Annotated in this window: 11 protein-coding genes; 8 read left to right on the top strand and 3 right to left on the bottom strand. The window is 70.5% G+C overall.

Annotated elements, in window-relative coordinates; translation table 11 throughout:
• The first annotated feature begins 61 nt into the window (after positions 1 to 61).
• From LK06_RS09555 to LK06_RS09540, 4 genes are all read left to right on the top strand, one after another.
• Positions 62 to 2,809, top strand: coding sequence for a ComEC/Rec2 family competence protein (locus LK06_RS09555; protein ID WP_174673983.1), 2,748 nt, complete (start codon positions 62 to 64; stop codon positions 2,807 to 2,809).
• 94 nt (positions 2,810 to 2,903) lie between these two features.
• On the top strand, positions 2,904 to 3,149 hold the full coding sequence (locus LK06_RS09550) for a hypothetical protein (protein WP_071659084.1): 246 nt from the start codon (positions 2,904 to 2,906) through the stop codon (positions 3,147 to 3,149).
• An 87-nt stretch (positions 3,150 to 3,236) separates the two neighbouring features.
• Positions 3,237 to 4,226: a DNA polymerase III subunit delta gene (gene holA, locus LK06_RS09545; RefSeq protein ID WP_043404868.1), complete on the top strand. Its 990-nt coding sequence runs from the start codon at positions 3,237 to 3,239 to the stop codon at positions 4,224 to 4,226.
• 82 nt (positions 4,227 to 4,308) lie between these two features.
• Positions 4,309 to 4,704 (top strand): nuclear transport factor 2 family protein, encoded by a 396-nt coding sequence (locus LK06_RS09540; protein WP_039654655.1) that lies wholly within the window; start codon positions 4,309 to 4,311, stop codon positions 4,702 to 4,704.
• 201 nt (positions 4,705 to 4,905) lie between these two features.
• Here LK06_RS09540 and rpsT read toward each other — a convergent pair whose 3' ends face one another.
• A complete protein-coding gene (gene rpsT, locus LK06_RS09535; RefSeq protein WP_039654615.1) occupies positions 4,906 to 5,172 on the bottom strand; it encodes a 30S ribosomal protein S20 in 267 nt (88 codons plus the stop codon).
• Positions 5,173 to 5,406: 234 nt separating this feature from the next.
• On the opposite strand from rpsT, the gene lepA reads away from it, so the two are divergent.
• The 4 genes from lepA to hemW all read left to right on the top strand — a co-directional run bounded on the left by lepA (position 5,407) and on the right by hemW (position 12,887).
• Positions 5,407 to 7,281 (top strand): translation elongation factor 4, encoded by a 1,875-nt coding sequence (gene lepA, locus LK06_RS09530; RefSeq protein ID WP_039654616.1) that lies wholly within the window; start codon positions 5,407 to 5,409, stop codon positions 7,279 to 7,281.
• Positions 7,282 to 7,634: 353 nt separating this feature from the next.
• On the top strand, positions 7,635 to 9,509 hold the full coding sequence (locus LK06_RS09525) for an AMP-dependent synthetase/ligase (protein WP_039654617.1): 1,875 nt from the start codon (positions 7,635 to 7,637) through the stop codon (positions 9,507 to 9,509).
• 134 nt (positions 9,510 to 9,643) lie between these two features.
• Positions 9,644 to 11,548: a SpoIIE family protein phosphatase gene (locus LK06_RS09520; protein ID WP_174673840.1), complete on the top strand. Its 1,905-nt coding sequence runs from the start codon at positions 9,644 to 9,646 to the stop codon at positions 11,546 to 11,548.
• A 106-nt stretch (positions 11,549 to 11,654) separates the two neighbouring features.
• The gene (hemW, locus tag LK06_RS09515) at positions 11,655 to 12,887 is read left to right on the top strand and encodes a radical SAM family heme chaperone HemW (RefSeq protein ID WP_039654618.1); all 1,233 of its coding nucleotides are present in this window, start codon (positions 11,655 to 11,657) and stop codon (positions 12,885 to 12,887) included.
• Positions 12,888 to 13,024: 137 nt separating this feature from the next.
• Here the strand turns inward: hemW and LK06_RS09510 are convergent, their stop codons facing one another.
• Together LK06_RS09510 and LK06_RS09505 are read right to left on the bottom strand one after the other, a co-directional pair.
• Positions 13,025 to 13,885: a DUF3097 domain-containing protein gene (locus tag LK06_RS09510; protein ID WP_234367384.1), complete on the bottom strand. Its 861-nt coding sequence runs from the start codon at positions 13,883 to 13,885 to the stop codon at positions 13,025 to 13,027.
• A 34-nt stretch (positions 13,886 to 13,919) separates the two neighbouring features.
• Positions 13,920 to 14,642 (bottom strand): MBL fold metallo-hydrolase, encoded by a 723-nt coding sequence (locus tag LK06_RS09505; RefSeq protein ID WP_039654619.1) that lies wholly within the window; start codon positions 14,640 to 14,642, stop codon positions 13,920 to 13,922.
• Positions 14,643 to 14,692 lie beyond the last annotated feature (50 nt).

Below are 14,692 nucleotides of genomic sequence, written 5' to 3'. Positions count from 1 at the left end.
GGGCAATGAGCCGGGGAAGCCCGAGGAACACGGGACCCCGCACGTCGACCGGGCCAGCCCCATGGACCTGCGCCTGGTGCCGCCCGCTCTCACGGCCTGGGCCACGGCGGCGCTGACGGTGGACGCACCCGGTGGCTGGACCGCAGTGATCGTGGCCGTGTGTCTGGTCGGTGGAACAGTCATGCTGGCGGTACGCCGGCCGCAACCGACCCCACCGCCCATACAGGCCAGACCGCCCGTACAGGTCGGGTGGGCCGCACCGTCCACACTGGCCCAATCGGCAGGACGGGTCAGGTCGTCCGTACACGGGGCTGCACGGGCCGTACGAGCCGGATTCCTCGGCCAGGGCAGTCAGCTCAGGCGAGGTCCGGGAGCGGCCGGCTGGAGCCCCGGAACCAGGCCGCAGGAGCGGGTGGGCGACCGGTTGCCGTGGACCCGCACCTCAGCTGCTGCGGTGCTGCTCTGCGGGGCAGCGGCCGCCGTCTCCGCCGGTTTGCACGGAGCGGATCTGCGGCGCGGCCCGGTGCCCGACCTGGCGCGGCGGTTCGCGACCGTGACCGCCGAGGTGGAGGTGACCGGCGACCCCCGGCTGAGCAGACCGCGGGTGCGCGGCGACCACACGGCACCCGTGGCGGTCTTGGTCCGGGCGGAGGTGCGAGCCGTCGAGGAACACGGCGGTGCGAGTGCGCGGACTCGGACCCCCGTACTGATGGTCGTCGACGCGGAGGTTCCGGCACCGGCAGGCAGCACCGAGCCGGGCGGGGATGGGGATTCCGCCCGGGCGTCGGTGTCCGCCGCCCGGGGGACACCGGGTGGACGTGCCGCATGGCTCGGGCTGCTGCCGTCCATACGGCTGCGGGTGGGTGGACGGCTGGCGCCCGCTTCGACCGGCGGCGGTGACCGGAAAGCGGCCGTACTGCGGGTGCGCGCCCGGCCGGAGCCACGGATCGTGGCGGGGCCGAGCAGACCACAACGGCTGGCGGGGCGACTCAGGGCGGGGCTGCGGGAGGCCACCGACGGCCTGCCAGCAGACGCGCGGGCACTGCTGCCCGGACTGGTGGTCGGCGACACCTCACGGATCACGCCCGAGCTGGACGAGGCCTTCAAGGAGACGGATCTGGCACACACCCTGGCGGTCTCCGGCAGCAACCTCACCATCCTGCTGGTCTTGCTCATCGGCCCGCCCGGCCTGGCCCAGTTGGTCGAACGCCGCGGACTGGCTCCACGGCTCGGCCTCTCTTTGCGGGCTACCGCCCTGTTTGCCGGAGCGCTGACGCTGGGATTTGTGATCGTGTGCCGCCCCGACCCCAGCGTGCTGCGGGCCGCCGTCTGTGGCGCGGTCGCCCTGCTCGCGCTGGCCACCGGACGTCGCAGATCCCTGGTCCCAGCACTGGCCACGGCCGTCCTGCTCCTGGTGCTGTACGACCCGTGGCTGGCCCGGAGCTACGGTTTCCTGCTCTCCGTGCTGGCCACCGGCGCGCTGCTGGTTCTGGCACCGGGTTGGAGCGAGGCAATGCGGAGGCACCGGATGTCCCCGCGGCTCGCCGAAGCCTTGGGTGCCGCTGCCGCGGCACAGGCCGTGTGTGCGCCGGTCGTAGCCGTCTTGTCCGCCCGGGTGAGCCTGGTGGCGGTGCCCTGCAACCTGCTCGCCGAGGCTGCGGTGGCGCCGGCCACGGTGCTGGGGTTCGCGGCGCTTGCGACGGCACCGGTGGTCATGCCGCTGGCCAAGGCGTTGGCGTGGTGTGCCGGTTGGCCGGCGGGGTGGATCGCCGGGGTCGCCCGGACCGGGGCGGCGCTACCCGGTGCGGAAGTGGACTGGCCGGGGAACTGGCCGGGAGCGCTGTTGCTTGCCGCGGTCATGGTGATCGCCGTTCTAGCCGGGCGGAGATTACTGCGGCACCCGTGGTGGTGCGGACTGCTCGGGGTGCTGCTCCTGCTGGCAGTGGTGCAACCCGTGCCCCTGGCCCGGAGGATCACAGGCTGGCCGCCGCCGAAGTGGCGGTTCGCGATGTGCGATGTCGGGCAGGGCGATGCGACCGTGCTGGCCGCGGGGCAGGGAGCTGGGGTGGTCGTGGATGCCGGACCCGATCCGACACGCGTCGACCGTTGCCTGCGGCAGTTGGGCATCACGCGCGTCCCTCTCCTGGTCTTGACCCACTTCCACGCCGACCATGTGGCGGGGCTGCCCGGTGTCCTGCGGGGCCGGACAGTGGCAGCGATCGAGACTACGTGGCTCGAAGAACCCGTGGAGCAGGCTGAGTTCGTCAGACGGGAAGCGGCCGAACGGCATATCCCCGTTACGCGGGCCGTCGCGGGTGAGGAACGGCGCACCGGTCCGCTCTCCTGGCGCGTCCTGTGGCCGCCACCGGCCGCCCGGTTGCACTCCAGCGCGAGGACATCCCCGGTACGGCCCGATGCCGTGCCGGAGCCGGACGGTCCGAACGACGCCAGCGTCGCCCTGCTGGTCCGCACGGGCGGTCTGCGGTTGCTGCTGCTCGGAGATCTCGAACCCCCCGGCCAGCAAGCGTTGTTGCGGTCCCCGGCAGCGGCCCGCCTGGCCCGCGTGGACGTATTGAAAGTGGCTCATCACGGCTCGGCCTACCAGGTCCCGGAACTGATACGGCTCGCGGCCCCTCGGGTGGCCCTTATCTCCGCCGGTGTCGGCAACCCGTACGGGCACCCAGCACCGGCGACGGTGGCTGCGCTGCGGGCCGGTGGCGCGATGGTGATGCGTACCGACCGGGATGGAGCACTGGCGGTCGGCGGGGAAGGAGGGGTGAGCGGGGAATTAGAGGTGACGAGGGAGTGAGTCGGGCGAACCGTACCGCGGGTGCGGACGTGGACATCCGACGCCCCCGACTGACCTGGAGTTCCTGATCTCGTCCGTGCCGGACAATGAGTCCGTGAGCGAAGTGAGACATGTGCTGGTGCTGCCCGACCGCGACGCCGCCAAGGACGTCGCCGAGGCGCTCGCCGAGCGGTTCGGGGTCGATGAGGAACCCCGGTTGGTCCGGGACGCGCTGGCCGGTGAGGACGACGCCGAGGACGCCCAGTGGCTGGTGGTCCTGCGTGACGAGGACGGGCGACTGGATGCTGCTGAGCTGGACGCGTTCGTGGGGGAGTGGGACGGCTGGCGCGAGGAGCCCTGACTCACAGACGCACCCCGGGTACGGTCCGGGACCGTTCGGGCTGCGCGGGCCGTCTCGATGTCAGTGCCGCGTGGGATGCTGTAGGCGATGGCCAGGAAGACTGCGAATGACGACCTTCTCGCCCCGGTGACTCTCGCCGTGGGCCAGGAGGACCTCCTGCTCGACCGTGCTGTGCAGGAGGTGGTGGCTGCCGCCAAGGCCGCCGACGCCGACACGGACGTACGGGACCTGACTCCCGACCAGTTGCAGCCCGGCACACTTGCTGAGCTGACCAGTCCGTCGCTCTTCGCCGAGCGCAAGGTCGTGGTCGTACGCAACGCCCAGGACCTGTCTGCCGACACGGTCAAGGACGTGAAGGCCTATCTCGGCTCACCCGCCGAGGAGATCACGCTCGTGTTGCTGCACGCCGGCGGCGCCAAGGGCAAGGGGCTGCTGGATGCCGCGCGCAAGGCGGGCGCACGTGAGGTGGCCTGCCCGAAGATGACCAAGCCGGCGGACCGGCTGGCCTTTGTGCGGGGGGAGTTCCGCTCGTTCGGGCGGTCGGCCACAGGCGAGGCGTGTCAGGCGCTCTGCGATGCCATCGGCAGCGACCTGCGGGAGTTGGCCTCGGCGGTCTCGCAGTTGGTGGCCGACGTGGAGGGGGCGATCGACGAGGCGGTCGTCGGCCGGTACTACACCGGGCGGGCCGAGGCCTCCAGCTTCACGATCGCCGACCGGGCCGTGGAGGGGCGTACGGCGGAGGCACTGGAGGCGCTCAGGTGGTCGCTGGCCACCGGAGTCGCGCCGGTGATGATCACCAGCGCGCTGGCACAGGGTGTGCGGGCGATCGGGAAGCTGTCCTCGGCGCGCGGCGGCCGACCGGCCGATCTGGCGCGCGAGCTGGGCATGCCACCGTGGAAGATCGACCGGGTGCGGCAACAGATGCGCGGTTGGACACCCGACGGGGTGGCGGTCGCACTGCGGGCGGTGGCCGAGGCGGACGCTGGGGTGAAGGGCGGCGGGGACGATCCGGAATACGCCCTGGAGAAGGCGGTCGTGACCGTCGCGCGCGCGGCGCGCTCGCGGGGGCGCGCTTAGGCCTTATCGGTCTCCCCCGCAGGAGAGGAGAATGAGAACGTCAGCCGTATGTCGCCGACACTGCGGAGAGGTGGCGATCACCATGGCCGAACACCCGCACGCAACACTCGTCCGTAAGGGATACGAAGCCTTCTCACGCGGGGACATGGATGTCCTGCGCGGGATGATGACTGCGGACTGCACCCAGCATGTGCCGGGCAGTCACCCGCTCTCGGGTGATTTCAAGGGGCAGGACGCGATCATCGAGATGTACGGTCGGCTCTTCCAGGAGAGCAACGGGACACTCCGCATCGCATTGCGTGACGCCTTCGTCGACGGCCGAGGCCACGTCGTCGCCTTGCATCACTGCACGGCCGAGCGCAACGGCAGGCGCTACGACAAGGACGAGGTGATGGTCTTCCGGCTCGTCGGGGACAAGGTGAGCGACGTGGACCTGTGCGTCCCGGACCTCGATGAGGCCGACTCCTTCTGGTCGTGACGGCCGCCCGGTCGTGACGCACGTGGCGAAGGCCCCGCCACCCGCCCTGGGGAAGGGCGGACGGCGAGGCCTTCGGTTCAAGCTGGTGAACTCGTACCCGCGTGGCGAACGCAGGCCGCGTACGAGTTCGAGAGTGCCGGACGGGAGCGGATGAGAGAGGGCCCGCTCTGGGTCCTTCCGGCGGTCGGACCAGACGAGTTCTCAGCCCTTGAGAGCCGTGACCTTGGAAGCGAGCGCCGACTTCTTGTTGGCGGCCTGGTTCTTGTGGATGACGCCCTTCGAGACGGCCTTGTCGAGCGCGCGCGTGGCAACGCGCTGCAGCTCGGTGGCCTTCTCGACGTCACCCGCGGCAGCGGCCTCACGGGCCTTGCGGATCGCGGTCTTCAGGGAGGACTTGACGGCCTTGTTGCGCAGCCGAGCCTTCTCGTTGGTCTTGATCCGCTTGATCTGGGACTTGATGTTCGCCACGAAGGAGCCTTTTCAGGTTCTGGTGCGGGGCCGCACGGGTCCCGTACCGGTGATCCAAAATTTCTCTGACGCACCTCGAGCTGAGAGGGCAAGAGGCACAGCCATCTACAGTACCAGTGGCCTTCTGGACGGCCCAAAACGGTCCCTGGTCCCTCGCCGTGGGACCATGGAGCCTACGTATCGATCCGACCCGAGACCGTACCCCTGCGGATACCTCAAGAATCAGGACCCTGCGTGCCCGCGACCCCTAACCATGCGCCCGAGCCGAGCCGTACCGACCCGGCTCTCATCCGCAACTTCTGCATCATCGCGCACATCGACCACGGCAAGTCCACGCTCGCCGACCGGATGCTCCAGTTGACCGGTGTGGTCGAGCAGCGGCAGATGCGCGCTCAGTACCTCGACCGGATGGACATCGAGCGCGAGCGTGGCATCACGATCAAGTCCCAGGCGGTGCGTCTGCCCTGGGCCCCGACCGAGGGCCCCGACCAGGGCACGACGCACATCCTCAACATGATCGACACCCCGGGGCACGTCGACTTCACCTATGAGGTCTCGCGGTCGCTGGCCGCGTGCGAGGGGACCATCCTCCTCGTCGATGCTGCCCAGGGCATCGAGGCGCAGACCCTCGCCAACCTCTACCTGGCGATGGAGAACGACCTCACGATCATCCCGGTCCTCAACAAGATCGACCTGCCGGCCGCTCAGCCGGAGAAGTTCGCCGAGGAACTGGCGAACCTGGTCGGCTGCGACCCGTCGGACGTGCTGAAGGTCTCGGCGAAGACCGGCCTGGGCGTGGACGCGCTGCTGGACAGGGCCGTCCAGGAAATTCCGGCCCCGGTCGGTGTTGCCGACGCCCCCGCTCGCGCGATGATCTTCGACTCCGTGTACGACTCCTACCGAGGTGTCGTGACCTACGTCCGTGTCGTGGACGGCAAGCTCAACAAGCGTGAGCGCATCAGGATGATGTCGACCGGCGCCACGCACGAGCTGCTGGAGATCGGTGTCAACTCGCCCGAGATGCTTCCGGCGGACGGTCTCGGCGTCGGTGAGGTGGGCTACCTCATCACCGGCGTGAAGGACGTCCGTCAGTCCAAGGTCGGCGACACGATCACCAGCCAGGCCAAGGGAGCCGAAGAGGCGCTCGGCGGCTACAAGGACCCGAAGCCGATGGTGTTCTCGGGCCTGTACCCGTTGGACGGCTCCGACTACCCCGATCTGCGCGAGGCCCTGGACAAGCTCCAGCTCAACGACGCGGCCCTGGTCTACGAGCCGGAGACCTCAGCGGCCCTCGGGTTCGGCTTCCGCGTGGGCTTCCTCGGCCTGCTGCACCTGGACGTGATCCGGGAGCGTCTGGAACGCGAGTTCGGCCTGGACCTGATCGCCACCGCCCCCAACGTGGTCTACCGCGTGATCATGGAGGACGCCACCGAGATCACCGTCACCAACCCGAGCGAGTTCCCCGAGGGGAAGATCGCCGAGGTGTACGAACCCGTGGTTCGGGCCACGATCCTCGCGCCCACCGAGTTCATCGGCGCGATCATGGAGCTGTGTCAGACCCGGCGCGGCACCCTGCTCGGCATGGACTACCTCTCCGAGGACCGTGTCGAGATCCGCTACACCCTCCCGCTCGCGGAGATCGTCTTCGACTTCTTCGACCAGCTGAAGTCCAAGACGCGTGGTTACGCCTCCCTCGACTACGAGCCGACCGGCGAGCAGAGCAGTTCCCTGGTCAAGGTCGACATCCTGCTGCACGGCGACAAGGTGGACGCCTTCTCGGCGATCACCCACAAGGACCAGGCGTACGCCTACGGTGTGCGGCTCGTCGCCAAATTGAGGGAGCTGATCCCGCGGCAGAACTTCGAGGTGCCGGTGCAGGCCGCCATCGGTTCCCGGGTCATCGCCCGCGAGACCATCCGCGCCATCCGCAAGGACGTCCTCGCCAAGTGCTACGGCGGTGACATCTCCCGCAAGCGGAAGCTGCTGGAGAAGCAGAAGGAAGGCAAGAAGCGGATGAAGATGGTGGGCTCCGTGGAGGTTCCCCAGGAGGCCTTCATCGCCGTCCTGTCCAGCGACGACAGCGCGGGGTCGACCAAGGGCAAGAAGTAACCGCCGGCTACGGAGCGCCGTGCCCGCACACCGGCACACGCAGGGGCCCGCCGTGTGGAGGCAGACGCTGCCCGCGTCTGTGGCAGCACGGCGGGCCCCTGCGCGCGTCCGACGCGGTTCCAAGCGGCGTCCAAGCGGTGACCCAGTGGCGTTCGAGCGGCGTTCGGACGGATTTTCAGCGGAATCTGAGCGGAAAGAGACAGGCCGGTGCCCCTTACGCAGCGGCCGGTCGCGGCTTACCCTGATCCCTGCTCGATAGTTACTCGCGAGTTAAACAACAGACCGAAGCCGCACCGTGAGTTAACCCAGCCGCACCCGAGTCAGCCGCACTGCCGCGGGCCCCGGAGGATGTCGTGAGCGACACACAGACCCTGATCGAGAACCGTCCGCCGTCCGTGGCGGCCCTCTTCCTGGAGCGCGTGGCGGCCACACCGGACGCCGAGGCCTACCGCTACCCGGTGCCACCATCCTCTGGCCAGGGACCCGACGACTGGAAGTCCCTCAGCTGGGCGCAGGCGGCCGACCGGGTCTACGCGATCGCGGCCGGACTCATCGAGCTGGGCGTCCAGCCCGAGCAGCGGGTGGCGCTCGCTTCCTCCACCCGAGTCGAGTGGATCCTCGCCGACCTCGGCATCCTGTGCGCCGGCGGCGCCACGACCACCGTCTACCCGCAGACCAACGCCGACGAGTCGGCGTTCATCCTCTCCGACTCCGAGAGCCGGGTGCTGATCGCCGAGGATGCGGCCCAGGTCTCCAAGGCGCTCGAGAAGCGCGCCGACCTGCCCAACCTGGCCAAGGTCGTGGTCATCGACCCCGCCGGCGTGGAGACCGGTGACTGGGTGATCACCCTCGCCGAACTGGAGGAGCGTGGTGCCGCCTATCTGGAGAAGCACCCCGAACTGATCAAGGAGCGGGTCGGCGCGATCACCGGCGACCAACTCGCCACCCTCATCTACACCTCCGGCACGACCGGCAGGCCCAAGGGTGTGCGCCTGCCCCACGACAACTGGGCGTACATGGCCAAGGCCATCGCCTCGACCGGGCTGCTCGGCGTCGAGGACGTGCAGTACCTGTGGCTGCCGCTCGCCCACGTCTTCGGCAAGGTGCTCACCTCCGGGCAGATCGAGATCGGGCACGTCACCGCCGTCGACGGCCGCGTCGACAAGATCATCGACAACCTTCCGGTGGTGCGGCCGACGTACATGGCAGCCGTGCCGCGCATCTTCGAGAAGGTCTACAACGGTGTTGCCACCAGGGCCCGCGAGGGCGGCCCGGCCAAGTACCGGATCTTCCAGTGGGCCGCCGAGGTCGCCCGCGAGTACGCCAAGACCAGCCAGGACACTTTCCGCCGCACCGGTACCACGTCCGTGCCCTTCGGCCTCGCCGCCAGGCACAAGGTCGCCGACGCCCTCGTCTACGGCAAGCTCCGGGAGGCCTTCGGCGGCCGGCTGCGCGCCTGCATCTCCGGCGCCTCCGCGCTGGCCCCGGAGATCGGCTACTTCTTCGCCGGTGCCGGCATCCACATCCTGGAGGGCTACGGCCTCACCGAGTCCTCCGCGGCCTCCTTCGTCAATCCCGGTGAGGCCTACCGCACCGGCACCGTCGGCAAGCCGCTGCCCGGCACTGAGGTTCGCATCGCCGAGGACGGCGAGATCCTGCTGCGCGGCCCCGGCATCATGCAGGGCTATCACAAGCTGCCCGAGAAGACCGCCGAGGTGCTGGAGTCCGATGGCTGGTTCCACACCGGCGACATTGGCGAGCTGTCGCCCGACGGCTACTTGCGCATCACGGACCGAAAGAAGGACCTCATCAAGACCTCCGGCGGCAAGTACGTGGCCCCCGCCGAGATCGAGGGCCAGTTCAAGGCGGTGTGCCCGTACGTCTCCAACATCCTGGTGCACGGCGCCGACCGGAACTACTGCACGGCACTCATCGCCTTGGACGAGCTCGCGATCAGGGACTGGGCGAAGGAGAACGGTCTGGAGGACAGGCCGTACGAAGAGATCGTCGCCGCCTCGCAGACGGTTGAGATGGTCGAAGGCTACGTCCAGCAGCTCAACGCCGGTCTCCAGCGCTGGCAGACGATCAAGAAGTTCCGGCTGCTGCCGCGCGACCTCGACGTGGAGCACGGTGAGATCACGCCGAGCCTCAAGCTCAAGCGGCCGGTGGTGGAACGGGAGTACAAGCACCTCATCGACGAGATGTACGCCGGGACCAGAGAGAAGTGATTGTGGTCGACTTCGGTTCGGCCTCGCTCGAAAGTGGTCGACATCGTGCACTTCCGTAGCGCTATTTTCGGCCACGACTGTCCACTTCGGTAACTCCCCGTTGGGCTGTGTCCCCTGTCTGTCACCCTGGCCGCATGGACACGGCGGCCATAGCGACGCAACGGGGAGGCGAGGCCCTGCCCCGTGGGGTGCGCGGGCGGGCCACGCTGCCCGGCAGTCCCCTCGCGCCGGGCTCGGCCCGAGCCCTGGTGCGGGCCGAGCTGACCAAAGTGCCCGGGGTGCCCGCCCGGCTCGCTGACGACGCCACGGCCGTCGTCAGCGAGCTCGTCACCAATGCCGTCGTGCACGCGGGCACCGAGGTGGAGGTCGACTGGCGCTTGGAGGAGACGGGGGCGTTCGTCGTGGAGGTGTGCGACCAGCACCCCTCCCGCGCCCCGCGCGACTCCCCACGCGGCGAAGGATCGTACGACACCCCCGAGCACGGCCGTGGGCTGCGGCTGGTCGCCACGCTCGCCGAGTCCTGGGGCGTCACCTACCGCACCGGCGCGAAGGCGGTGTGGGCGCGGCTACTCCCGGGCGGTGGCGATCCCGTGGCCGGCTCCGCCACCGGCCCCGCCCTGGAGGTCGCCGAGAACCTGGCACCGCAGTCGCACCGCTCCGGCGCCGACCGGGACTGGCTCGGCCGGGGCGCGCTGTCCTTCCTCGCCGAGGCCTCCGACCTGCTCGCCGGACAGTTGGACGAGAACCTGGTCGCCGCCCTCACCGGCCAGTTGATCGTGCCCCGGCTCGCCGACTGGTGCGCGGTGTGGCTGCAGGACGAGGCGAGCGTGCGCGGTGGCACCGGCGACGGCCTCGCCCGGGTCTGGCACGCCAGCGAGGCCCGCATCGAGGAACTGCGGCGCGCTCTGGAGAAGGCACCGCCGGAGCCGGGCGACGGGCTGCGCCCCGGGCCCGAGCCGTACCCCTGGCCCGGCGATGCCCTCGGCCCTCAAGGCGCCCGCGGCACGGCACTGGCGTACCGTCTCCTCGCGGGCGGCCGACCGCTGGGCACGTTGGCCATCGGCCGTTGCGGGACGGCCGGTTTCCCCGACGAGGTCACCGGGCTCGTCGAAGACCTCAGCCGCCGGGTCGCTCTCGCCATCGGTGCGGCCCGCCAGTACGCCCGGCAGGCCACCATCAGCGCCGTCCTGCAACGCGGCCTGCTGCCCGGGGCGGTCGCCGAGATCCCCGGTGTGCGAAGTGCGCTGGTCTACGAGCCCTGTGACAAGGGCGGCCCCAGCGGTGACTTCTACGACCTGTTCCCGGCGGGCGACGGCCGCTGGTGCTTCGCCGTCGGCGATGTCCAGGGCAAGGGGCCGGAGGCGGCCGTCGTGATCGGACTGGCTCGTCCCTGGCTGCGCCTCCTCGCCCGCGAGGGGTACCGCGTCGCCGAGGTCCTCGACCGTCTCAACCAGCTCCTGCTCGACGACGCCACCGAGGCCGCCGATGCCGCCGCCCGCGCACTGGTCGCCGCGGGCGGCCGGCCCCTGCTCCCCGACGACGGCCCGCAGACCCGCTTCCTGTCCCTGCTCTACGGGGAGCTGACGCCCCACGACGGCGGAGTCCGCTGCACCCTCGCCTCCGCCGGCCACCCGTTGCCGCTCGTCCTCAGCCCCGACGGCAAGGTGCGCACTGCCGTCCGTCCGCAGACCCTGCTCGGCGTGATCGAGGACGAGACCTACGCCAGCGAGACCTTCGACCTGCGGCCCGGGGACAGCCTGCTGTGTGTCACCGACGGAGTGACGGAGCGGCGCTCCGGCTCCCGCCAGTTCGACGACGGCGACGGACTCGCGCACGCCCTGTCCGGTTGCGCTGGTCTCAGTGCCGAGCTGATAGCAGAAAAGATCCGCCGCCTGGTCCACGATTTCGGTGGCGGCTTGCCAGAGGACGACCTGGCCCTGCTGGTGCTCCAGGCCGAGGATGGGCAGCATCCCGGGCGCGGCCTGGAACACGGCTCCTCAGCTCTGGACGAGACCGGAGCCCTGGACGAGACCGAGTGACGGCTCCGGTGCCTGGAAAGGGCCGAGACGGTGCTCCGGCGTCGACCGGGCCCGGGCCGTGCCGGACGCCACCGAGCAGTGCTCCGGGTGCTGGACAATGGATGGCATGCCCTCCGCACTCCCCGACGGCGAGCCCGTCCCCGCCGACGGTGCACTGCCCGCCGCCGCCCTCGCCGGCGCCGCCGAGCGCCCGCTCGGGTTCTACCTGCACGTGCCGTACTGCGCCACCCGCTGCGGCTACTGCGACTTCAACACCTACACCGCCACCGAACTGCGCGGCACGGGCGGAGTACTGGCGTCCCGCGACAACTACGCGAAGACACTGGTCGAAGAGATCCGCCTGGCGCGGAAGGTGCTGGGTGACGACTCCCGCCGGGTCCGCACGGTCTTCGTCGGGGGCGGTACGCCGACACTGCTGGCCGCCGCCGATCTCGTGAGGATGCTGGACGCGATCCGCGAGGAGTTCGGGCTGGCGGAGGGCGCGGAGATCACGACGGAGGGGAACCCCGAGTCGGTCGATCCGGCCTATCTCACCGCCCTACGCGACGGCGGCTTCAACCGGATCTCCTTCGGCATGCAGAGCGCCAGGCAGCACGTGCTGAAAACCCTCGACCGCACGCACACGCCCGGCCGCCCCGAGACCTGTGTGGCCGAGGCGCGGGAGGCGGGCTTCGATCACGTCAACCTCGATCTGATCTACGGCACCCCGGGGGAGTCGGACGACGACTGGCGGGCCTCGCTGGAGGCCGCGATCGGAGCCGGTCCCGATCACGTCAGCGCCTACGCCCTCATTGTCGAGGAGGGCACCCGGCTGGCCCGCCGCATCCGTCGGGGCGAGATCCCGATGACGGACGACGACGTCCATGCCGACCGCTACCTGATTGCTGAAGAGACCCTCACCGCGGCGGGCTTCGACTGGTACGAGGTCTCGAACTGGGCCGCCGCGGAGTCCGGGCGGTGCCTGCACAACGAACTGTACTGGCGGGGCGCCGACTGGTGGGGTGCGGGCCCGGGCGCGCACAGCCATGTCGGAGGGGTGCGCTGGTGGAACGTCAAGCACCCCGGGGCGTACGCGGCGGCACTGGCGTCGGGGCGGTCGCCGGGAGCCGGGCGTGAGGTGCTGTCGGCGGAGGACCGGCGGGTGGAGCGGATCCTGCTGGAGCTGCGGCTGCGGGAGGGGGTACCGCTGAGCCTGCTGCGGGAACAGGGGCTGGCGGCGGCACGCCGGGCGCTGGCGGACGGGCTGCTGGACGACGGACCCTTTGCGGTGGGGCGGGCGGTGCTGACGCTGCGCGGGCGACTGCTGGCGGACGCGGTCGTCAGAGACCTGGTGGACTGATCACCCGATGGGCTGATCTACCGGTGGACTGATCGTTCCGACCGCCGACCGCCGACCGCCGACCGCCGACCGCCGACCGCCGACCGCCGACCGCCGGTGTCGCCTCGGCTCCGGCGGTGTCGGCGCCCTGGCGCCCCTCACGGCTGGGCTGTGACGAAGTCGATCAGTTCCTCCACCCGCCCCAGCAGTGCCGGTTCAAGGTCCTTGTAGGACCCCACACGCGCCAGGATCGCCTGCCACACCGCTCCGGAGTTCTCCGGCCACCCCAGCGCCCGGCACACACCTGTCTTCCAGTCCTGGCCGCGCGGAACCGCCGGCCATGCCCCGATCCCCAGGGACGACGGCTTCACCGCCTGCCACACATCGATGTACGGATGGCCCACGACCAGTGCGTGTTCGCTGGTCACAGACTCGGCGATGCGCCACTCCTTCGTACCCGGCACCAGATGGTCCACCAGGACACCCAGCCGCGCGTCCGGGCCCGGTGCGAACTCGGCCACGATCGACGGCAGGTCGTCCACGCCCTCCAGGTACTCCACCACCACACCCTCGATACGGAGATCGTCGCCCCACACCTTCTCGACCAGCTCGGCGTCGTGCCGGCCCTCGACGTAGATGCGGCCGGCCCGGGCCACGCGCGCCCGTGCACCGGGCACCGCGACGGAACCGGATGCCGTACGAGCGGGCCGTGCCGGGCCCGAGGGCGGTCGTACCAGCGTCACCACGCGCCCCTCCAGGAGGAAACCGCGCGGTTGCAACGGGAACACCCGATGCTTGCCGAAACGGTCCTCCAGTGTCACCGTGCCCGTCTCGCAGCGGATCACCGCGCCACAGAACCCGGTGCCGGGTTCCTCCACCACCAGGCCCGGTTCCGCCGGCACCTCGGCCGCCGGTTTCGGCTTCTTCCACAGCGGGGTCAGGTCGGGGGAGTACGGACGGGAGCGAGGGCCCGAAGGGCCCTCGTGGGAAGGTCGGTGGTGGGAGGCGGGTGGGCGCATTCGGATGACGATAGGAGAACTCGTGGGTGCACGCTCACGACACGCCGAAACGCGCCGCCAAGGCGTCCCGTTGCCGTCGTACGAAGCCCGCGTCCACCACCGTTCCGTGGCCGGGTACGTACAGTGCGTCCTCACCGCCGAGTGCCAGCAGCCGGTCCAGGGCGTCCGGCCAGCGGGACGGTACGGCGTCCGGGCCGGCCTGGGGCTCGCCGGACTCCTCCACCAGGTCGCCGCAGAAGACCACTTCCCGGGGACCTGGGACGCAGACGGCGAGGTCATGGGCGGTGTGACCCGGGCCGACGTTGGCCAGCAGCACCTGCCGGCCGCCGCCGAGGTCGAGGGTCCACTCGCCCGAGACGAGGTGGCGGGGCGGGGTCAGCGCGGCCACCGCCTCGTCCGCGTCCTCCGCCGGGAGACCGTTGCCGACCGCGTCCACTCGCAGTTGCCGCCCTCCGCCCGCGAACACCGCGTCCACGCCCACCGCTGCGTACACCTCCGCCTCCGTGAACGCGGGTGCCCCGAAGACGTGGTCGAAGTGCGGGTGGGTGAGCGCGAGATGGGTCACACGGCCGCCCGACAGCTTTCGGGCCCCGGCCCGCAGCCGAGCCCCTTCGGCCAGACTGGATCCGGCGTCCACCATCAGTGCCGCACCCTCGCCGAGGACCAGCCCGGCGGTGCAGTCCCAGCCGGGCAGACGGCACCGCCCGACCCCGGCGGCCAGTCGTTCCCATCCCAGCTCTTCCCAAGTCACCGTCATACCGGGACGCTAGCGGTACGACCCGGTGTGACGGCACCGACCTTGCCCAG

The organism is Streptomyces pluripotens, assembly GCF_000802245.2.
Taxonomy (GTDB): domain Bacteria; phylum Actinomycetota; class Actinomycetes; order Streptomycetales; family Streptomycetaceae; genus Streptomyces; species Streptomyces pluripotens.
The sequence above is the reverse complement of the archived record's forward strand: the minus strand, read 5'-3'. Positions and strand labels throughout refer to the sequence as shown.

Excerpts from the sequence above, each read along its gene's own strand:
- hemW (WP_039654618.1), top strand. The coding sequence starts at position 11,655 with ATGCCCTCCGCACTCCCCGACGGCGAGCCCGTCCCCGCCGACGGTGCA.
- LK06_RS09505 (WP_039654619.1), bottom strand. The coding sequence starts at position 14,642 with ATGACGGTGACTTGGGAAGAGCTGGGATGGGAACGACTGGCCGCCGGG.
- LK06_RS09510 (WP_234367384.1), bottom strand. The coding sequence starts at position 13,885 with ATGCGCCCACCCGCCTCCCACCACCGACCTTCCCACGAGGGCCCTTCG.
- holA (WP_043404868.1), top strand. The coding sequence starts at position 3,237 with ATGGCCAGGAAGACTGCGAATGACGACCTTCTCGCCCCGGTGACTCTC.
- LK06_RS09555 (WP_174673983.1), top strand. The coding sequence starts at position 62 with ATGGACCTGCGCCTGGTGCCGCCCGCTCTCACGGCCTGGGCCACGGCG.
- LK06_RS09520 (WP_174673840.1), top strand. The coding sequence starts at position 9,644 with ATGGACACGGCGGCCATAGCGACGCAACGGGGAGGCGAGGCCCTGCCC.
- LK06_RS09540 (WP_039654655.1), top strand. The coding sequence starts at position 4,309 with ATGGCCGAACACCCGCACGCAACACTCGTCCGTAAGGGATACGAAGCC.